The organism is Burkholderia pyrrocinia, assembly GCF_001028665.1.
GTDB lineage: Bacteria > Pseudomonadota > Gammaproteobacteria > Burkholderiales > Burkholderiaceae > Burkholderia > Burkholderia pyrrocinia.
In genome coordinates, this window is record NZ_CP011504.1 from 2,137,906 (window position 1) to 2,157,923 (window position 20,018).

General features: G+C 68.9%; 18 protein-coding genes. 11 read left to right on the forward strand and 7 right to left on the reverse strand.

Annotated elements, in window-relative coordinates; all coding sequences use genetic code 11:
• Positions 1 to 54: 54 nt before the first annotated feature.
• From creB to ABD05_RS25775, 4 genes are all read left to right on the forward strand, one after another.
• On the forward strand, positions 55 to 765 hold the full coding sequence (gene creB / locus ABD05_RS25760; protein ID WP_047902825.1) for a two-component system response regulator CreB: 711 nt from the start codon (positions 55 to 57) through the stop codon (positions 763 to 765).
• 14 nt (positions 766 to 779) lie between these two features.
• Positions 780 to 2,231, forward strand: a complete 1,452-nt coding sequence (gene creC, locus ABD05_RS25765) for a two-component system sensor histidine kinase CreC (RefSeq protein ID WP_047902826.1) — start codon at positions 780 to 782, stop codon at positions 2,229 to 2,231.
• 103 nt (positions 2,232 to 2,334) lie between these two features.
• Positions 2,335 to 3,726 (forward strand): cell envelope integrity protein CreD, encoded by a 1,392-nt coding sequence (gene creD / locus ABD05_RS25770; protein WP_047902827.1) that lies wholly within the window; start codon positions 2,335 to 2,337, stop codon positions 3,724 to 3,726.
• A gap of 280 nt (positions 3,727 to 4,006) precedes the next feature.
• On the forward strand, positions 4,007 to 4,213 hold the full coding sequence (locus ABD05_RS25775; protein ID WP_082146282.1) for an oxidoreductase-like domain-containing protein: 207 nt from the start codon (positions 4,007 to 4,009) through the stop codon (positions 4,211 to 4,213).
• A gap of 76 nt (positions 4,214 to 4,289) precedes the next feature.
• Here the strand turns inward: ABD05_RS25775 and ABD05_RS25780 are convergent, their stop codons facing one another.
• Positions 4,290 to 5,750, reverse strand: coding sequence for an MFS transporter (locus ABD05_RS25780; protein ID WP_047902828.1), 1,461 nt, complete (start codon positions 5,748 to 5,750; stop codon positions 4,290 to 4,292).
• A gap of 147 nt (positions 5,751 to 5,897) precedes the next feature.
• On the opposite strand from ABD05_RS25780, the gene ABD05_RS25785 reads away from it, so the two are divergent.
• Positions 5,898 to 6,770 (forward strand): LysR family transcriptional regulator, encoded by an 873-nt coding sequence (locus tag ABD05_RS25785; RefSeq protein ID WP_047903807.1) that lies wholly within the window; start codon positions 5,898 to 5,900, stop codon positions 6,768 to 6,770.
• 60 nt (positions 6,771 to 6,830) lie between these two features.
• Complete coding sequence (locus ABD05_RS25790; protein ID WP_047902829.1) at positions 6,831 to 7,151, forward strand: DUF7660 family protein; 321 nt, start codon at positions 6,831 to 6,833, stop codon at positions 7,149 to 7,151.
• Between the two features lie 39 nt (positions 7,152 to 7,190).
• Here the strand turns inward: ABD05_RS25790 and ABD05_RS25795 are convergent, their stop codons facing one another.
• Positions 7,191 to 8,093, reverse strand: coding sequence for a LysR family transcriptional regulator (locus tag ABD05_RS25795; protein WP_047902830.1), 903 nt, complete (start codon positions 8,091 to 8,093; stop codon positions 7,191 to 7,193).
• Positions 8,094 to 8,191: 98 nt separating this feature from the next.
• Here ABD05_RS25795 and ABD05_RS25800 point away from each other — a divergent pair, with 98 nt between their 5' ends.
• Positions 8,192 to 9,172 carry an NAD-dependent epimerase/dehydratase family protein gene (locus ABD05_RS25800; RefSeq protein WP_047902831.1) on the forward strand — a complete coding sequence of 327 codons (981 nt, stop codon included), beginning with the start codon at positions 8,192 to 8,194 and terminating at the stop codon, positions 9,170 to 9,172.
• Between the two features lie 349 nt (positions 9,173 to 9,521).
• Here ABD05_RS25800 and ABD05_RS25805 read toward each other — a convergent pair whose 3' ends face one another.
• The 5 genes from ABD05_RS25805 to ABD05_RS25825 form a co-directional block, all read right to left on the reverse strand.
• On the reverse strand, positions 9,522 to 10,223 hold the full coding sequence (locus ABD05_RS25805; RefSeq protein WP_047902832.1) for a DUF2848 domain-containing protein: 702 nt from the start codon (positions 10,221 to 10,223) through the stop codon (positions 9,522 to 9,524).
• A 49-nt stretch (positions 10,224 to 10,272) separates the two neighbouring features.
• On the reverse strand, positions 10,273 to 11,592 hold the full coding sequence (locus ABD05_RS25810) for an MFS transporter (protein ID WP_047903808.1): 1,320 nt from the start codon (positions 11,590 to 11,592) through the stop codon (positions 10,273 to 10,275).
• Between the two features lie 83 nt (positions 11,593 to 11,675).
• Positions 11,676 to 12,362 (reverse strand): DUF4286 family protein, encoded by a 687-nt coding sequence (locus tag ABD05_RS25815; RefSeq protein WP_047902833.1) that lies wholly within the window; start codon positions 12,360 to 12,362, stop codon positions 11,676 to 11,678.
• Positions 12,363 to 12,462: 100 nt separating this feature from the next.
• Entirely contained in the window at positions 12,463 to 13,515 is a 1,053-nt protein-coding gene (locus ABD05_RS25820; RefSeq protein ID WP_047902834.1) for a LysR family transcriptional regulator, read from the reverse strand.
• A 196-nt stretch (positions 13,516 to 13,711) separates the two neighbouring features.
• Complete coding sequence (locus ABD05_RS25825) at positions 13,712 to 14,503, reverse strand: SDR family NAD(P)-dependent oxidoreductase (RefSeq protein ID WP_047902835.1); 792 nt, start codon at positions 14,501 to 14,503, stop codon at positions 13,712 to 13,714.
• A gap of 403 nt (positions 14,504 to 14,906) precedes the next feature.
• Between ABD05_RS25825 and ypfJ the strand changes: the two genes are divergently transcribed.
• The 4 genes from ypfJ to ABD05_RS25845 all read left to right on the forward strand — a co-directional run bounded on the left by ypfJ (position 14,907) and on the right by ABD05_RS25845 (position 19,832).
• The gene (ypfJ, locus tag ABD05_RS25830) at positions 14,907 to 15,788 is read left to right on the forward strand and encodes a KPN_02809 family neutral zinc metallopeptidase (RefSeq protein WP_047902836.1); all 882 of its coding nucleotides are present in this window, start codon (positions 14,907 to 14,909) and stop codon (positions 15,786 to 15,788) included.
• A gap of 271 nt (positions 15,789 to 16,059) precedes the next feature.
• Positions 16,060 to 16,803, forward strand: a complete 744-nt coding sequence (locus ABD05_RS25835) for a helix-turn-helix transcriptional regulator (RefSeq protein ID WP_047902837.1) — start codon at positions 16,060 to 16,062, stop codon at positions 16,801 to 16,803.
• A 115-nt stretch (positions 16,804 to 16,918) separates the two neighbouring features.
• A complete protein-coding gene (locus tag ABD05_RS25840) occupies positions 16,919 to 18,421 on the forward strand; it encodes an aldehyde dehydrogenase family protein (RefSeq protein WP_047902838.1) in 1,503 nt (500 codons plus the stop codon).
• A gap of 70 nt (positions 18,422 to 18,491) precedes the next feature.
• On the forward strand, positions 18,492 to 19,832 hold the full coding sequence (locus ABD05_RS25845) for an aspartate aminotransferase family protein (protein WP_047902839.1): 1,341 nt from the start codon (positions 18,492 to 18,494) through the stop codon (positions 19,830 to 19,832).
• Positions 19,833 to 20,018 lie beyond the last annotated feature (186 nt).

The window sequence follows — 20,018 nt, forward strand, 5'->3', positions numbered from 1 at the left end:
GGCCGGCCGTGCGTACAATGTCGCACCGGAAACGCGCGAGCCCAGCCTGAGACCATGAATCAGCCCAATATCCTGATCGTCGAAGATGAAATGGCGATCGCGGACACGATCGTCTATGCCCTCGGCACGGACGGCATGCAGACCGTCCACTGCACGCTCGGGCAGGCGGCGCTCGACCATCTGCGCGATACGCGCTTCGACCTGGTCGTGCTCGACGTCGGCCTGCCGGACCTCAGCGGCTTCGAAGTATGCCGGCGGCTGCGCACGTTCACCGACGTACCGGTGATCTTCCTGACCGCGCGGCACGACGAGATCGACCGGATCGTCGGGCTCGAAATCGGCGCCGACGATTATGTGGTCAAGCCGTTTTCGCCGCGCGAGCTGGCCGCGCGGGTGCGCGTGATCCTGCGGCGCTTCTACCGGACGGCCACGCCGCAACCGACGCCCGCGCCGGCAGAGGCGCAGGCCACGACAACCGCGCCGGGCTTCGTGCTCGACGCCGACGGCGCGCGCGTGTCGTGGCTCGGCCACGCGCTGGACCTCACGCGCTACGAATTCGGCCTGCTGGCGCTGCTGGTCCGGCATCCGGGGCGCATCTATTCGCGCGAGCAACTGATGGACCTCGTGTGGCACGAGGCGCTCGATTCGGCCGACCGCACGGTCGATACGCACATCAAGACGCTGCGCGCGAAACTGCGCGCGATCGATCCCGGGCGCGACCCGATCCGCACGCATCGCGGGATGGGTTATTCGCTGCAACCGTAACGACCGGCACTGCCATGCATATCGGCCTGCGCATCTTCTTCGGCTTTTTCCTGATCGTCGGTCTCGCCGCGCTGATCACGCTGCGCGTGTTCGTGCAGGAGGTGAAACCCGGCGTGCGCGAGGCGATGGAAGACACGCTCGTCGACACCGCGCAGGTGTTGGCGACACTGTCCGCCGACGACATGGCGAACGGGCATATCGCCGACGGCGCCTTCGCGCGGCAGCTCGAAAAACTGCACGAGAGCCCGGTCAGCGCGAACGTGTGGGGCATGCACAAGAACACGATCAGCTACCGCATCTACATTACCGACGTGCACGGCATCGTGCGCTACGACTCGGCCGGCGGTGCGGTCGGGCAGGACTATTCGCGCTGGAACGACGTGTACCGGACGCTGCGCGGCGAATACGGCGCACGCAGCACGCGCGCCGATCCGAACGACGAGAGCAGCACCGTGATGCACGTAGCTGCCCCGATCCGGCGCGGGAACGAGATCATCGGCGTGCTGACGATCGCGAAACCGAACCAGACCGTCGCGCCGTTCATCGCGCGCAGCCAGCGCAAGATCATGCTGTACGGCGCGTTGCTGATGGGCGGCGCAATCCTGATCGGCGCTGCTTGCACGTGGTGGCTGGTGCTCGGGCTGCGGCGCCTGCAACGCTATGCGCGCGCGATCGCGGCCGGCGAGCGCGCGGCGATGCCGCTGCAGGGCGCGAACGAACTGGCCGAGCTCGGGCGCGCGGTGGAAAGCATGCACCAGCGCCTGGAAGACCGGCAGTACGTCGAAACCTACATCCACACGCTCACGCACGAGATGAAAAGCCCGCTGGCCGCGATCAGCGGCGCGGCGGAACTGCTGCAGGAAGAGATGCCGGTCGCGAACCGCCGGCGCTTCACCGAGAACATCCGCCGTCAGGCCGGCCGCCTCGAACAGATGATCCGCAAGCTGCTCGCGCTGGCCGAAGTCGAGCAGAAGCAACGCCTGTCGGTGCACGAACCGGTGGCACTGCTGCCGGTGCTCGAACAGCTCGTCGAGGATATCGAGCCGCGTGCGCGCCAGCGCGGCGTGAGCCTGCGGATCGACGCGAACGACGCGGCCGATCCGGCCATCGTCGAAGGCGATCCGTTCCTGCTGCGCCAGGCGCTCGGCAACCTGCTCGACAACGCGCTGGATTTCGCGCCGCAGGGCAGCACGATCCGGATAGCGCTCGAACGGCAGCCGGCGGGCAGGGCGCACGTCGCGGTCGTGCGCGTCGCCGACGACGGCCCTGGCGTGCCCGACTATGCGCTGTCGCGCGTGTTCGAACGCTTCTATTCGCTGCCGCGCCCCGACGGGCAGGATCGCAGCACGGGCCTCGGGCTGTGTTTCGTCCGCGAAGTCGCGATGCTGCATCGCGGCCAGGTCGCACTCGCGAACCGCGACGAAGGCGGCGCGTGCGCGACGCTCACGCTGCCGTCGGCTGGCTGAACGCGCTTCACGTTCGCCACACATTCGCTTCACACCGGCTTCAATCGCCCTTCACCGGGCCCGCTCATGCTGACCGTATCTTCCACTCCGGTACCCGTCAGCAATGAATCGAGTCCTGTTGTTCAAGTCCGTGATCACCGCGTTTCTCGCGCTGTCGATCCTGATCCCGCTGCACATGGTCCAAAGCATCGTGCAGGAACGCGCCGAGTATCGCGAGAGCGCATTGCAGAGCATCTGGGCGAGCTACGCGGGGCCGCAGACGGTGACGGGGCCGGTGCTCGTCGTGCGCTACACGGAAGTCACGCGCGTGCGCGACGAAACGAAGGCCGGCGGCGCGGCGAAAACGAGCCTCAAGAGCGAGACGAAGCGCCTGCTCGTGTTTCCGAAGACGCTGAACGTCGACGGCACGCTCAAGGTCGAGGTGCGCTACCGTGGCATCCACAAGGCGCTCGTGTACGGGCTGGACAGCCGGCTGACGGGCACGCTGGCGCTGCCGGACCTGAAGAAGCTGCCGCAGGCCGACGGCCACGTGAGCTTCGCGGTCGACAGCGCGTATGTCGCGATCGGCATCGGCGACATTCGCGGGCTGAAGGCGCAGCCCGATCTGCGCGTCGGCGGCAAGCGGTTCGACGTGGAGCAGGGCACGCGGCTGGACAGCCTGCGTCAGGGCGTGCACGCGAATCTCGACCTCGCGGCGCTGGCGGACGCAAACGCAGGGGCCGTCGTGCCGTTCAGCGTCGACCTGCCGCTGGCGGGGGCGGAATCCGTCGCGTTCGCACCGGTGGCTGACCAGAACGATTTCGCGCTGACATCGACGTGGCCGCATCCGAGCTTCGGCGGCGCGTTCCTGCCGGGCGAGCGAACGATCGATGCGCACGGGTTCACCAGCAACTGGCACGTGACGTCGTTCAACACGAAGGCACGCGAGCAGGTCGCGACCGGCAACGGGGAAGGCGCGATCGAGATGGCGTCGGTGTCGGTGATCGAACCCGTGAACGTTTATCTGCAAGCCGAACGCGCGACGAAGTACGGCGCGCTGTTCGTGATGCTCACGTTCGCGAGCTTCTTCATGTACGAACTCGTGAAGCGGCTGCGCATTCACCCGATCCAGTACCTGCTGGTCGGCCTGTCGCTCGCGCTGTTCTTCCTGCTGCTGCTGAGCCTGTCCGAGCACATCGCGTTCGGTTATGCGTATCTCGCGGCGAGCGGCGCTTGCATCGGGCTGCTCGGTTTCTACCTGTCGTTCGTGCTGCACAGCGTGAAGCGCGGCGCGACGTTCGCGGCGCTGCTCGCGATGCTGTACGCGGCGCTCTACGGGCTGCTGCTGTCGGAAGACAACGCGCTGATGCTCGGTTCGCTGCTGCTGTTCGCGATCCTCGCCGGCATCATGACGCTCACGCGCCGCATCGACTGGTATGCGCTCGGCGCCGCGTGGCAGCCGCTGGCCGACAAGTCGGGCGCGGATGCCTTGAAGCCGGGTGCGCCGGCGAAGTAAGCGCAGGTTTCGCGTGCGTTGCCGGCCGGGGTTGCCCGGTCGGCGCGCAACGCCGCGCGGGACGGCCGCGATTCACGCGTGAGACGAAGGCCGCCGATACCGAGCCAGCGGAATGTCGGCGACGGCCGTGATCAGGGATCTCGCGGCGCTCGACGGTACCGCGTACCTCGAACTCATGGGCGGGCCATCTGCGCACGCCTGCCGAAGGATGTGACGCTGCCGGCAGGCCGGGCGGCATCCACTTATACTGGTGGACGTTCCTCGTCATTCGATCTTCGCCGTGCCCACGCCTGCCCCCATCGATCCGTCCGATCCGTCCGCCGACGATCCCCGTCCGACCCCGCCCGAACAGCCTGAACTGGAAGACTGCTGCAACAGCGGCTGCTCACCGTGCGTTTTCGATCTGTACGACGAAGCGCTCGCGCGCTATCGCATCGAACTGGCCGAGTGGGAAGCGCGGCAGGCGCAACGCAAACAACACCGGTAAGCCGGATGCCGGCGAGCGGCCGCGCATTCGCCATTCCCGCTTCGGGTCCTGCCGGCGGTGCGATCTTCGTCCCGCGTCACGCGCCCGCATGCAGCCGCCGATGCAGCGGCCCGAGCGCCGTCGACAGTGCGATGCACGCAAGCAATACGACCGTCAGCGTGAACATCGACGTCCGGAACCCCTGCACGTAGTCGACCGCGGCCGGATGCACGCCGAGCCGCGCGAAGAACACGCCGCCGATCGTCGCGGCGCCGACGGCCGCGCCGATCTGCAGCATCGCGCTGACCATCCCTGACGCGACGCCCGCGCGGGCCGCGTCGACTTCCGCGAGCACGATCCGCACGACCGACGGCAGCACGAGCCCTTGCCCGATGCCGATCGCCGCGATGCCCGCGTAGAAGCCGGGCCCCGGCGCGCCTTCGCGGGCGAGCGCGGCGGCGGTCGCGACGCCGGCCGCGAGCATGACGAAGCCGAGCGTCAGCACGCGATACCCGCCGAACCGGCCGACGAGGCGCGGCATCAGCAGCGGGCTCGCGAGGAAGCCGAGCCCGAGCGGCAGGATCGCGAACCCGGACGCGAGCGGCGACCAGTTCAGGCAGCCCTGCAGATAGATCCCGTAGCTCAGGAAGAACGCGCTCAGCGTGTAGAACAGGAACGCGAGCAAGAGCCCGAGCGCGACGACCGGGTTGCGGAACAGGCGCACGTCGAGCAGCGGATCGTGGCCGCGGGCGAGCCTGCGCGCTTCGACCGCCAGCAGCGCGCCGAGCATCGGCAACGCGCCGACGACGCACGCGATCATCCACAGCGGCCAGCCCGCCTCGCGGCCCTGCGTGAGCGGATACACGAGCATCAGCAGGAACAGCGACATCAGCACCGTGCCCGGCACGTCGATGCGCTGGCCGCGCGGCGGCCGGTTTTCCGGGATGAAGCGCCAGCTTCCGATCAGCGCAAGGATGCCGATCGGCAGATTGACGAGGAAGATCGCGCGCCAGCCGAGCCCGAACGGATGCAGGCTGATCAGTGCGCCGCCGCCGAGCTGGCCGATCACGGCCGCGAGGCCGAACGCGAAACCGTAGAAGCCCATCACGCGCACCTGTTCCTGCGGGCTGAACACGCTGCGGATCGTCGCGAGCACCTGCGGCGCGAGGATCGCCGCGAACAGGCCCTGCAGCACGCGGCCGCCGACGAGCACCGTACCGCTGCCGGCGAGCCCGCACAGCGTCGACGCGAGCACGAAACCGGCCATCCCCAGCATGAACATGCGCTTGCGGCCGTACAGGTCGCCGAGGCGGCCGCCCGTGATCTGCACGACGGCGCTCGCGCACGCATAGGCCGACACGACGAGCTGAAGTTCGGCCGGGCGCGCGCCGATGCCGTCGCGGATGGCCGGCAGCGCGAGATTCACGATGAAGTAGTCGAGCGGCGGCAGAATGGCGCCGACCAGCAGGACCGCGAGCGCCCAGCCGTGATGGCTGCGCGGCGTCGCCGCGGCAGCCGCGCCGGCCGGCGCGCAGGGGGCAAGGGTGGGGGTCGTCATGAACGAAGGGTCCGAAAAGAATGAGGGCCGTATGCACGAGCGGCGCAGGTCGGCCATTGACCCCGTATTCTGGGTGCGGTCAACGAATCGGAAAAGCGGGAAAGAGTGGTAGCATCCATCGGGTTAATCGATGGATGGGGAATGGCGATGCGCGGTTTCGACCTGGACCAGTTGCGCACGTTCGCGGCGGTCGCGGACGCCGGCAGCCTGACGGCCGCCGCGCCGCTGCTGCACCTGTCGCAGTCGACTGTCAGCGAGCAGGTGCGCAAGCTCGAAGTGCGCGCCGGCGTGCCGCTGTTCGTGCGCAGCAAGCGCGGCGTCGAGCCGACGCCGGCCGGCACGCGGCTGCTGCAGCATGCACGGCGCATCGTCGCGCTGAACGAGGCCGCGTTCGACGAGCTGCGCGGGCAGGCGATCAAGGGCGAGCTGCGTGTCGCGATCACCGACTACTACCGGACGAACGAAGTCGCGGGCATGCTGGCGCGGCTGCGGGAGTGCTACCCGCAGTTGAGCCTGCACGTGAGCGCGATGAAGAGCGTGGATATCGAAGCGGCGCACGCGCGGGGGCAGATCGATCTCGGCGTCGTGATGAACATGTCTAGCGGGCCGTTCCGGCCGGCGTCGGCCGATACGCGCTGGGTGTTGCGGCGCGAGCCGCTGTCGTGGGTTGCGTCGCCGGCGCTGGCCGAGCAATTGCCCGAGCCGTTGCCGCTCGTGCTGCTGCCGGACGACTGCATGATGCATCAGATCGCGGTGCGCTCGCTCGACGAGCAGCACATGCCGTACGTGCTCGTGCACAGCGCGTCGGGCGTCGCGGGGCTGCAGTCGATGCTCGCGGCGGGGCTCGGTGTCGGTTGCCTGTGCGCGTCGGCGATCGGCGACGGCATGATGCGGCTCGGCGCGAAACACCGTCTGCCGCCGCTGCCCGACGCGGTGTTTTCGCTGACGCCGCCGATGCCGGGCGAACGCGAGACCGTCACGCAGGCGCGCGAGGTGCTGTCGCGGCAATTGCTGATGTAAAAACGCGCCGCGCGACACGCAGCGGCGCGCATTCGAGAGCAGCAGTAGGGGGGCCTACGCATGAACGACGAACTGAAAAGCCAGATGGCCGACAGGCTGCAGGACGCGCTGGAGCGTGTGGTCGACGAGCGCTCGCTGATCCATTTCCTGCGCGTGCTCGGCCATGACTGGAACACGGAACGGCAGCTCGAAGCCGACTTGCCGCCGTCGCCGTACGCGCGCGCCGCACTCGGCTGGGAAAACCGCTCGATCGGCGAGTACCTGGAGGCGATGGTCGAGTGGGCCGAAGCGTCGGAGGAAGGGCTGCGCTTCTACGACGTGCCCGGCAATCCGTGGCGGCGCATGGCGGACATCCTGTTCGCCGGGAAAATCTACGAGTAGTAGCGTCCGGGCGATTCGCGCATGCCGCTTCGTGCGCCGCTACTCGGCGGCTTCTCCGTCGGCATACGCACGCAGCCCGTCCGCCAGCGCATCGAACACGGCCCGGCAGCGCGGGCTCGTCCGCAGGTCCTCGTGCATCACGACCCAGGTTTCCAGCTTCATCGCCGGCCCGTCCGGCAGCACGCGCACGAGCCGCGCGTCGCGTTTCGCGAGCCCCGTCTGGCAGAAGCCGATGCCGTAGCCCGCGCGGATCATCGCGAGTTGCGCGAGGTTGCTGTCGGTGCGCAGCGCGAACGCATCGCGATTCCACAGCGGCATCCCGCGCCCCGCCGAGCGGATGAACGGCGTGATGGTATCGAAGCCGATCAGCGCGTGATGCGCGAGTTCGTCGACCGTCGCGGGCGTACCGTTGTGCGCCACGTAGTCGTCGCGCGCATACATCCCGACTTCGATCGCGCCGACGCGCCGCGCGACGAGCGCGTCCTGCGCGGGCGGCGCCATCCGCACCGCGATGTCGGCTTCGCGGTTCAGCACGTCCTGGATGCGGTCGGTCGGCACCAGTTCGATGACGAGCCCCGGATGGTCGCGCCGCAATTGCGCGAGCATGGGCGGCAGCACCTCGACGGCGATCACGTCGCTGGCCGAAATCCGCACGGTGCCGCGCACGCCGGCGCCGTGGCTCGCAGCCGCGCGTTCGAACGCGGCCGCCGCGCTGCGCAGCGCCTCCGCATGGCCGCGCAGCGCGAGCGCCGCCTCGGTCGGCAGCAGGCCCGACGGCGAGCGCGTGAACAGCGTCTGGCCGAAGGCGGCTTCGAGCGCCGCGACGTGACGGCCGGCCGTCGGCTGCGTAATGCCGAGCGCGCGTGCCGCGCCGGACAGAGAGCCTTCCGTCAGCACCGCGAGGAAGGTGCGGTAGCGTTCCCAGTTCAGATCGGTGGTCATGCATAAATGTATAGCTGATCTACCGGGTTAGGCAATTCCTTGTTAGCCGTCGGCACGCCAGAATGCATCTCACGACGGTTCATTCAAGGAGAACGGTTATGACGACGAACGCAGGCGGGACGCAACGACAGGCACTCGTGCTCGGCGCGAGCGGCGGGATTGGCGGGGAAGTCGCACGGCAGTTGCGCGATGCCGGCTGGCAGGTGCGTGCGCTGAAGCGCGGGCTCGATGCCGATGTCGTGGAGCGTGACGGGATGACGTGGATGCGCGGCGACGCGCTGGATCGCGAGGCGGTGGTGCGGGCCGCGCGCGGCTGCAGTGTGATCGTCCACGCGGTGAACCCGCCCGGCTACCGGAACTGGCCGACGCAGGTGCTGCCGATGATCGACAACACGATCGCGGCGGCGACGGTGGCGCAGGCGACCGTCGTGCTGCCCGGCACGGTCTACAACTACGGCGCCGACGCGTTTCCGGTGCTGCGCGAAGACGCGCCGCAGCATCCGACGACCCGCAAGGGTGCAATCCGCGTCGAACTGGAACGGCGGCTGCAGGAGGCGACCGCGCAGGGCGTCCGCACGATCATCGTGCGCGCGGGCGATTTCTTCGGAGTGCGTGCCGGCAACAACTGGTTTGCGCAGGGGCTGATCAAGCCGGGGCGGCCAATCTCGACGATCAGCGTGCCGGGGCGGCCGGGCGTTGGCCATCAGTGGGCGTATCTGCCGGACGTCGCGCGCACGATGGTCGAGCTGATCGAGCGGCGCGACACGCTGGAGCCGTTTGCGCGCTTTCATCTCGGCGGGCATTGGGACGCGGACGGCACGCAGATGGCAGAGGCCATCAGTCGTGTGGCGCAGCGGCACGGGATGCGGCCTGCTGTACGCAAATTCCCGTGGTGGGTCGTGTGGGCCGCGGCGCCGTTCGTCACGACGCTGCGCGAGATGCTGGAGATGCGCTACCTGTGGCGCGAGCCGCTCCGCATGGACAACGCGCGGGTGACCGCGGTGCTCGGCCGCGAGCCGTTGACGCCGCTCGATACGGCGGTGGAGGCGACGCTGGCGGGGCTGGGGTGTCTCAAGTGAATGGGGCCCGTGCCACGGCTACGCCCGTGTACGGGAAAGCGTCATCGCGAATTGAAGAACGCCGGGACAACAATTCTCCACATACCCGCGCGCGTCCGATGCGCATCATGTCGGTCAACACCGATAATGCGAAAACGGGGGGGCGATGTGGTATTTCGGATGGAAAATGTCGGTTGCGGGAGCAATCATGTTCACATTGAGTGGATGTACCAACCTGGCAGATGTGCTGTCCTGCGTCAACTCGCAGTTCAACTTCCCGGACTACCACTGCTTTGAGTCGTACCGGTAGGAACAGGCGCGACGACGGAAGGCCGCCGCGCCCGCGTCCCGTGCGGTTTCCCGCTGTCCGTCACGCCACGACCGGCAACACCTCGACCGCATACCGGTGCCGAAGACTACGCCCGAGCACCGGATCGTGCAGTTCCATCTCGAACGCGTCGCCGTCACCCATCGCCGCGATCGCACCATGCACGGCGACGGTGCCGCCATACATCGCGCAGCGCGCGGGCATCGTGCGGCGGTCGTCGAAGCGTTGCCACAGCGCGTCCGGCGCGAGCAGGCCGCCGACCGTGCCGTGCTGGTACGCAACCCGCTCGCCGTCACGCGCGATCAACCACGAGCGCATCTCGATCGCATCCCAGTGATCGGCGACATCCGCATAAAGCCACGCATCGCACCCGAGCGGTTTCGCGCACACCTGCTTCGACACCGCGACGCCGTACGCCTCGACTTCGCGATCCGTATGATCGGAGCCGACCGTGACCAGCGTGCCGGCCGGGCTGTCGACCAGCACGCATTCGATCTCGCCGCCCGAGCGTGCGCCGAGCACGCCGATCGACGGCGCCTGCGTAAGCAGCGCGGACGACACGCGATAGAAGCACGGCGTGGTCGAAGGCGGCGCGACGCCGAGCGCTGCGAGTTCGTCGATGTGCGCGCGGATCGCGGCCGGATCGCGGCCGGCCCAGCCGGCAATCACGACGCGCTCGATCTCGACATCGACGGCGGCCGGCGCGCGTTGCAGGGAAATCACGTTGAACGACAGGGCTTGCATGCGGATATCCGTTTGAAGTGCGAAGGAATGAATCGGCTTGCGGCGACGCTCAATCCGCGAGCGGCCGGTGCGCGGTCTCGCGCGCGGCGAGGAGTGCGATCGACGTGACGACGAGCGCTGCGGTGACGTACAGCGACACGGCCGTCGTCGAGCCCGTCTGCCGGAACAGCGTGGCGATCACGAGCGGCGCGAAGCCGCCGCCGACGATGCCGGCGAGCGTGTACGCGAGCGACGAGCCCGCATAGCGCACGCGCGTCGGGAACTGTTCGGTGACGAACGCACCCTGCGGGCCGTACATCACCGCATGGATCACGAGGCCGATCGCGACGGCCGCGACGATCGCGACGGGCCGTGCAGAATCGAGCAGCGCGAAGAACGCGAACGCCCACACGATGCCGGCGATCGCGCCGGCGAGATACACGGGGCGGCGGCCGAAACGGTCCGACAGCGCGCCGAAGAACGGCACCGCGAGCGCGTTGCAGGCCGTGCCGATCATCACGGCCGTCAGCGCGACGGGGCGCGACAAGTGCAGCACGGTCGTCACGTAGGTCAGCGTGAATACGACGATCAGCGCGTACAGCACGTCCGAGCCGATCCGCGCGCCGCCCGCGATCAGCAGGCGCCGCCAGTGGTACTTCAGCACGTCGGCAACGGGCACCTCGGCGGTCGCGTGCGATTCGGCGAGCTGCTCGAACTGCGGCGTTTCGTCGACGCCGTGCCGCAGCCAGAAGCCGAACACGACGAGCAGCGCGCTGGCCGCGAACGGCACGCGCCAGCCCCACGACAGGAAGTTCGCGGACGTGGTCGACAGCGTCACGAGCGCGATGCAGCCGGTGCCGAGCAGCGTGCCGAACGACGGGCCCATCTGTGTCCACGACGCGGACAGCCCGCGCCGGTTCTGGTCGCCATGCTCGACCGACAGCAGCACCGCGCCGGCCCATTCGCCGCCGAGCGCGACGCCCTGCACGAAGCGCAGCGCGACGAGCAGGATCGGGCTGAGGATGCCGGCCTGCGCATAGGTCGGCAGCGCACCCATCAGCGCGGTCGTCACGCCCATCAGCACGAGCGTGAGCATCAGCACCGCGCGGCGGCCGATGCGGTCGCCGAGATTGCCGAACACGAAGCCGCCGAGCGGGCGCGACACGTAGCCGACCGCATAGGTCGAGAACGCGAGGATCGTGCCGGCCAGCGGATCGACCGACGGGAAGAACAGGTGGTTGAAGACGAGCGCGGCGAGCGTGTTGTAGATCGTGAAGTCGTACCACTCGAGCGACGTGCCGATCATGCTCGCGGTCGCGAGTCGGCTGTTGCGGACGCGGCGGGGCGCGTGGACGGCGGGCTGGGCGAGAGTGCTCATGGTATCGGGTATGTCGTGACGGAGAACGGGATCAGGCGCGGGCCCGACGCGTCGGCCGCGTGCGGAAGCGGCGCGGCCGGCGTCGGCGTTGGCGTTCAGGCCGGCAGTGCGGCGGCGGCCGGTTCGGCTTCGAAGCCTTGGCGCGCAACCGGCAGCGGCGCGGCGGCGCGCCACAGCAGGTCGAAGGTGCGCACGTCGTCGTGCCCGGCGAGCGCGGCGGCCACGCGGCGCGTCGCGGCCGCGTCGCTGCCTTCGATCAGCACGAGCGCATCGGCGGCCGGGCGGGCGGCCGCATCGGCGCCGATCGGCGCGGACAGCTCGGGCGCGGTGCGGAAGAGCCGCGCGGCGTGGATGCCGGGTTCCTGCAGCGCGGCGTCGAAGCGCTCGCGCAGTCGTGGCAAGTCGATGCGCTCCGGCGGCAGCACGAACAGCGCGAGATGCGCACCTTCGCCGTCGCCGGCTTCGATCGTCAGTTCGCCGACGCGCCGCTGCGTGCCCGTCATGCGTTCGAAGTTCGCGAGCGACCAAGCGGTCTGCTGCGTGAACGCGCGCCGGTATGCGTCGCTACGGAACACGTCGAGCGCGTCGGTCACGTACAGCGCGAGGTACTGGCGCGGGCCGCCGTCGGTCGCGCGAAAGCGCCGTGCGTGCGTGAAGCCGGGAATCGCGACACGTTCCTGCATGTGCTCGCGGTCGTACCACGCGTTGAAATCGGCTTCGTGCGCGGGGTCGATATCCGTCCAGACGCAAAGCTGGCCGTGCGGAAGGGAAAGGCGGATCATCGCGGGGTTCCTCGTGACGGGGGGTGTCAGGAACCGCAGTTTCCCGAAGACGGGCCGCGCCCGTCCAACAAGAAAACAAATTCGCGGTGAACAGGTTTTCTTATGAGCGGCGCGGGCGGCGTTTTGCCGGGGCGGCGGCGGGCGGCGCGGATTTTGTCGTGCGCTTTGCTGTTGTCTTCGTATTTGTTTTTGTTTTTGTTTTGGCCGCCGTACGGGCGCGCGATGCGTCGACAGTATCGGGGCTGGCCGGTGCGGCCGGCTTCGCGACGCTCGCGGCGGCCGACATCGCGCGTGCGACTTCGCTTGCCAGTTCCGCGATGCGCGCGGCGACCGGCAGGCCCTGGCTGCGGTACGTCGCGACGAGCGGCAGCGCGGGGAATTCGGGCTCGACGTCGAGCAGTTCGAGCGCGCCTTCGTGCAGCTCGCGCCCGATGATCGCGGGCGGCAGCGCGGCCACGCCGAGGCCGTCGGCGACGAGGCGGATCATCGCGGCGACCGACGTGATGCAGTTGATGCTGGCCGGCCGCTCGACCGCTGCGAACAGCCGCTCGATCGTCGCGTGCGGCCCCGAGTGGCGCGAGAAGCTGATGATCGGGAATTCCGCGAGGCGCGCGACGTCGAGCGGCTGGCCGCCGAGCCCGAGGCGCGGGCTCGCGGCCCAGCGCACCGGGAATTCGCACAGCGGCAGGTTCGTGAAGTCGGGGCCCGGCACCGGGTCGGTCTGCAGGATCAGGTCGACGCCGTCGGTGCTGAGCAGGCGGATCAGGTGCAGCGTCGTGTCGCTCGTGATCTCGACGTCGAGCCGCGGATAGCGCTCGCGCAGTTGCGCCATCAGCGCCGGGAACCAGCTATGCACGATCGATTCGATCACGCCGATGCGGATCAGGCCGGCATCGCTCGCTGCGTCGATGTCGCGGCGCATTTCGCCGTCGAGCCGCACGATCCGCTCCGCGTAGGCCAGCATGCGCCGGCCCGCGGGCGTGAGCGTGGCCGAGCGCGTGTTGCGGTCGAACAGGCGCACGTCGAACGCCTCTTCGAGCGACGCGATGCGGCTCGACACGGCGGCTTGCGTCGTGTGCAGTTTTTCGGCGGTCAGCCGGAAGTTTTCCAGCTTCGCGAGCCAGACGAAGGTTTCAAGAAACCGGATGTTCATCGACGTTCGATCGGTAAGGCGGCGCCGGGCGGGGCGGCGGGATCGGTCGATGGTAGCGGATTTTCGGGGCGGGAAACGAGCGGGCGGTGCGGCGAGCGTGCCGCAGCAGGCGCCGGGGCCGGCGGCGGAGTGCCGGAGGACGTGCACGGCACCCCGCCCGCAGCGACGCGTCACGCGGGCGGTGTGCCCCCGCGCATCAAAGCTTGTCGAACGCGAGCGTCGGCACGTCGACGACCATCGCACCGCCGTCCGCGACGAGCGTCGCACCGGTCACGAACGATGCATCCGGCGACGCGAGGAACGCGCACACGGCTGCGATTTCGTCCGGATCGGCAGCGCGCCGCAGCGGCACGTCGGCGCTGACGCGTGCGTACGCACCGTCGAGTGTGTCGCCATGTGCGGCCATCAGCGGCTCCATTTCCGCGTCGGCCATCGGCGTGCGGACCCAGCCCGGACAGACGGCGTTCGCCCGCACGCCGTGCGGGCCGTAGTCGCGCGCGAGCGACCGCGCGAGCCCGAGCAGCGCGTGCTTGCCGACCGTGTAGCCGCACACGCCGGGCCCGGCCGCGAGCGCCGCGATCGACGCGACCAGCACGATGCTGCCGCGCTGCGCAATCAGGTCGGGCAGGCACGCACGCGCGCTGACGAATGCGGTGTCGAGGTTTGCGTGCATCGCGTCGCGCCACTGCGCGTCGTCGGTTTCGTCCGCGCGGCCGACGCCGTGGCCGCCCGCGCATGCGACGAGCGCGTCGACGCGGCCGAAGCGTGCGGCGATTCGTGGCAGGAAGCCGGTCCAGTCGGCGGTGCGCGCAGCGTCGCCGGCGAGCGCGAGGCCGCCCGTTTCGGCGGCCAGCGCGTCGAGCGGCGCTTGACGCCGCCCGATCAGCACGACGCGATCGCCGCGACTGGCGAAGCGGCGCGCGCATGCTGCGCCGATGCCGGTGCCCGCACCGGTGATGGCGATCGTGCGCGGTTGCGGGTGTGTCATGTCGTTCTCCGGAAGGGGGTCGTTTCCGGTCACTTTAGGCGGCACCGGCAAACGCGGGTATCAGCCGAAAGGATGAACGCGGAGGGCATCCGCCCGGCAGGAACAGGCGTGGCCCATTTTGCAAAAGCTGACGATGTCCGGCGTCGAATCGCTCTATCCTCCACATTTTTGGGATAAGTCACGAAAGCCCGGCAAAATAGCGCGGGCGAGCGAGCGCATCGACGCGCGGCGCGTCGACGGCCGATTCCGGCGTGCGTGCGGAGCAGCAGGCCGGAGAGATCGGCGCGAGCATGCGCCCGATGTGCAGGCATCGTGTTTGCCGATGGATCGTGTCGCCACGGCGTTTCTTCCGGTTGCGCGTTGGCGCGGCCGGACCATCGACAAGAACAGGGAGGGGCCGGCAATGAGGCTGGACGACGAAAGAGAAAGCGTGAACGTCGAGGATCGCCGCGGCGCCGGCGGTTTCGGCGGCGGGCGCGGCGCGACGATCGGCATCGGCACGATTGTGGTCGCGCTGGCCGCGTCGTATTTCTTCGGGATCGACCCGCGCGTGGTGCTCGAAGGCGCATCGGCGCTGCAGGGCCGCCAGCAGCAGGCGCAGCCTGCGCCGACGCAACGTCAGGGCGCGCCGGCGAACGATCCGGGCTCGGTGTTTACGCGCAAGGTGCTCGGCAATATCGAGCGCACGTGGACGGGCGTGTTCAACACGCAGTTGCATGCGCAGTACGAGCCGCCGAAGCTCGTGATGTTCACGAACTCGACGCCGACCGCATGCGGCACGGGCCAGACGGCGATGGGGCCGTTCTATTGTCCGGCCGACCGCAAGGTCTATATCGATCTCGGCTTCTACGACGAGTTGCGCAAGCGTTTCGGCGCGGGCGGCGATTTCGCGCAGGCTTACGTGATCGCGCACGAAGTCGGCCATCACGTGCAGAACCTGCTCGGTATTTCCGACAAGGTCGACGCCGCACGCAGGCGTTCGAGCCAGGCGCGCTCGAACGCGCTGTCGGTGCGGATGGAACTGCAGGCCGATTGCTTCGCCGGCGTGTGGGCGAACAACGCGCAGCACGCGAACCAGCGGCTGATGGAACCCGGCGATTTCGAGCAGGGGCTGAAGGCGGCGGCCGCGATCGGCGACGATCGGCTGCAGCAGCAAGGGCAGGGTTATGTCGTGCCGGAAAGCTTCACGCACGGCAGCAGCGACCAGCGCGTGTACTGGCTGCGGCGCGGGATGGAGGCGGGCCAACTGAGCGCCTGCGACACGTTCGCCGCGAACGCGCGCTGACGGAGGGCGCGCACCGTCGCGCCCGCATCGTCTGGGCCGACCCGCCGACCCGCCGACCCGCCGACCCGCCGACCCGCCGACCCGCCGACCCGCCAAACCGCCAAACCGCCAAACCGCCAAACCGCCAAACCGCCAAACCGGCCGGCCACACCGGACACACCGGCTGAACCGGCCACACCGGGACGACTTGCCGATTTGTGCTCACCGGCGCTTTTAGGCGCCGGTAGGCTGGCCCGAACTTCGACGCGTTCGACCGCCAGCCGACTCCACCATGCCGACCCCATCCGTTCCCGCCGACCAGTGCGCCGCCGACGACTGGCAACGCGCGCTGCGCGCGTGCGTGGACGCGTTCGACGCGTTCGCGAGCCCGTCCGCGATCGTGTTCTACCGGCTCGACCAGAGCGGCGAACCGGCCGATTTCGAGCTGTTCGGGATGTCGGAGTCGATGCATCGCACCTATGTCGCGCGTTACCGGATGCTCGATCCGCTGCATCCGTCGCGTTGCGCGGCAGGGGAATGCGCGGTCGTCACGCTCGCTTCCCAATTGCCTGACGAAAGACGCGAGGCGTCCGCGTACTGGACCCGTTTCCTGCGGCGCCACGACGTGGCCGACGTCGTCGAGATCTGGCTGCGTGACGCGGGCCGCACGGTCGGCGCGTTCTCGTTGCTGCGCTTCGGCACGGATGAAGCGGGCGGAGGCGCGGCCGGGAACAGCACGGCGGGCCGGTTCGCGCCCGGCGAGGTCGACGCGCTCGCCCGGCTGCAGCCTGTCGCCGAAGCCGCGCTGAGCCCGCTGCTGCGCGCGCGGCGCGGGATTCACCGGATCGGCTGCGAGGAACGGCTGACCTATCGCGAGGAACAGATCGCGCGCCTCGTGCGCGACGGCCGTTCGAACAAGGAGATCGCGCGCGATCTCGCGCTTGGCCAACCGACCATCAAGACGCACCTGATGCGCATGTACCGCAAGCTCGGCGTGTCGAATCGCACTGAACTGGTCGGCGCGTTGTTTCTGTAACTCACCACGCGCTGCCAATTTGCGCTAACTGCGCGCCTGCCTCGCTCGATACAGTGGTCCGACGCCCGCGTGCCCACGCGCACGCGGTCCAGCCACGACAATCATCGAGACGCCCATGAGCAACACGAACTTCGTCGCCGTCAGCGACACCGTGCGCACCTTCGTTGCGCGCGATTTCGGCCTCTTCATCGACGGTGACATGCAGCCCGCTCACGCGGCTGCTCGGCTCGACGTGTACGACCCCGCGACAGGCGAGCGGCTCGCAACGGTCGCGGACGCCGACGAGCACGACGTCGACCGCGCGGTCGCCAGCGCGAAGCACGCGTTCGACACGCGCGTGTGGAGCGGCCTGCGTCCGGCCGACCGCGAACGCATCCTGCTGAAACTCGCCGACCTGATCGAACGCGACGCCGAAACGCTCGCGCAGCTCGAAACGCTGAACCAGGGCAAGTCGATCCACGTGTCGCGCGCGATCGAGGTCGGCGCGAGCGTCGAATACGTGCGCTACATGGCCGGCTGGGCGACCAAGATCACCGGCCAGACGCTCGACGTGTCGATCCCGTTCCCGCCCGGCACGCGCTATACGGCCTATACGCGCAAGGAACCCGTCGGCGTGGTCGCCGCGATCGTGCCGTGGAATTTCCCGCTGATGATCGCGGTGTGGAAGCTGATTCCCGCGCTCGCGGCCGGCTGCACGATCGTGCTGAAGCCGTCGCCGGAAACGCCGCTCACCGCGCTGCGCCTCGCCGAGCTCGCGCGCGAAGCCGGCGTGCCGCCCGGCGCGTTCAACGTCGTCACCGGCGGCCGCACGTGCGGCGCCGCGCTCGCGAGCCATCCGTCGGTCGCGAAGATCTCGTTCACCGGCTCGACCGCGACCGGCAAGCTGGTCGGTGCGGCGGCCGTGCAGAACATGACGCGCTTCTCGCTCGAGCTCGGCGGCAAGAACCCGATCGTGATGCTCGACGACATCGACGTCGCGCAGGCGCTCGACGGCGTCGCCGCCGGCGCGTTCTTCAACCAGGGGCAGGTGTGCGCGGCCGCATCGCGCATCTACGTGCATCGCAGCAAGTTCGCGCAGCTCGCGGACGGCCTCGCGGACGTCGCGCAGTCGATGAAGCTCGGCGCGGGCCTCGACACGACCGCGCAGATCAACCCGCTCGTCTCCGCTCACCATCGCGACAAGGTCGTCCAGCACATCGAGGGCGCGCGTCGCGCCGGCCTCACGTTCCTCGCGGGCGGCACGCCGGCCGGCGACTTGCCCGGCTATTTCGTGAAACCGGCCGTGATCGCCGATCCGCATCCGGACAGCGCGATCGTGCGCGACGAGGTGTTCGGCCCGGTGATCGTCGTCGTGCCGTTCGACGACGCGGCCGACGCCGTGCGCCTCGCGAACGCGTCGCCGTACGGCCTCGCCGCGAGCATCTGGAGCAACGACCTGAAGCGTGTGATGAACCTCGTGCCGCAGATCGAGGCCGGCACCGTGTGGGTGAACTGCCATATCCCGCTCGACCCGTCGATGCCGTTCGGCGGCTACAAGCAATCGGGCATCGGCCGCGAGTTCGGCCAGTACGCGATCGAAGGCTTCACCGAAACCAAATCCGTCTGCATCGCGCACTGACGCGCGGCGCGAACCTCGAACCTCGACCCCGAACGACCCAAGTTCAAACGATCCGACAGTGGAGACTGCAATGAGCTACAACGAAGCGAAATTCTGGCATCCGATGGTGCACCCGAACGAAATGAAGCAGCGCAAGCCGATCCGCATCGTGCGCGGCGACGGTTGCTACGTGTTCGACGAAGAGGGGCGAAAGCTCGTCGACGGCGTCGCGGGCCTGTGGAATGTGAACGTCGGCCACAACCGCGAGGAAGTGAAGGACGCGATCGTGCGCCAGCTCGACGAGCTCGAATACTTCCAGCTGTTCGACGGGATCTCGCATCCGCGCGCGGAAGAGTTGTCGAAGAAGGTGATCGACATGCTCGAACCGGAAGGGATGCGCCGCGTGCTGTACAGCTCGGGCGGTTCCGACTCGATCGAGACCGCACTGAAGATCGCGCGCCAGTACTGGAAGGTGCGCGGCCAGGCCGATCGCACGAAATTCATCTCGCTGAAGCAGGGTTATCACGGCACGCACTTCGGCGGCGCGTCGGTGAACGGCAACACGGTGTTTCGCCGCAACTACGAGCCGAACCTGCCCGGCTGCTTCCACGTCGAGACGCCGTGGCTGTACCGCAACCCGTTCACGCAGGATCCGGAGGAACTCGGTCGGATCTGCGCGGAAATGCTCGAGCGCGAGATCCTGTTCCAGAGCCCCGACACGGTCGCCGCGTTCATCGCGGAGCCGATCCAGGGCGCGGGCGGCGTGATCGTGCCGCCGGCCAACTACTGGCCGCTCGTGCGCGAGGTGTGCGACCGCTACGGCGTGCTGCTGATCGCCGACGAAGTCGTGACGGGCTTCGGCCGCAGCGGCAGCCTGTTCGGCAGCCGCGGCTGGGGCGTGCGCCCGGACATCATGTGTCTCGCGAAGGGGATCTCGTCGGGTTACGTGCCGCTCGGCGCGACGGTCGTGAACGCGCGGATCGAGGACGCGTTCGCCGCGAATGCGGACTTCGGCGGCGCGATCATGCACGGCTACACGTATGCGGGCCACCCGGTCGCGTGCGCGGCCGCGATCGCGAGCCTCGACATCGTCGTGAAGGAAGACCTGCCGGCGAATGCGGCGAAGCAGGGTGCGTATCTGCTCGAAGCGCTGCAGCCGTTCGCGGAACGCTTCGCGGCGGTCGGCGAGGTGCGCGGCAAGGGGCTGATGCTCGCGCTCGACCTCGTCGCGAACAAGGAGACGCGCGAGCCGATCGACCCGCTGTCCGGCTATGCGAACGCGGTCGCGGAAGTCGCGCGCGAGAACGGCGTGCTGGTGCGGCCGGTCGGCACGAAGATCATCCTGTCGCCGCCGCTCGTGATCCAGCGCGAACAGCTCGACCGGATCGTCGACGCGCTCGCGGCGGGCTTCGAGGCCGTGCCGTTCGCTTAATGGCATGACGGCGTGAGTGCGTGACCGCTAACCGGCGGCGTGCGGCGTGGCCGCCGCCGCCGGTTTGCCGATTTGCGCTATGACCGGATTATTTTGCCTGCGTATTTTTTCGACATCGGATCAACGTGTGATCGACAGCGGGCCCGGGCGCCGTAGCGCGGGTTCAGGTCAACAAGGGAAGGAGAC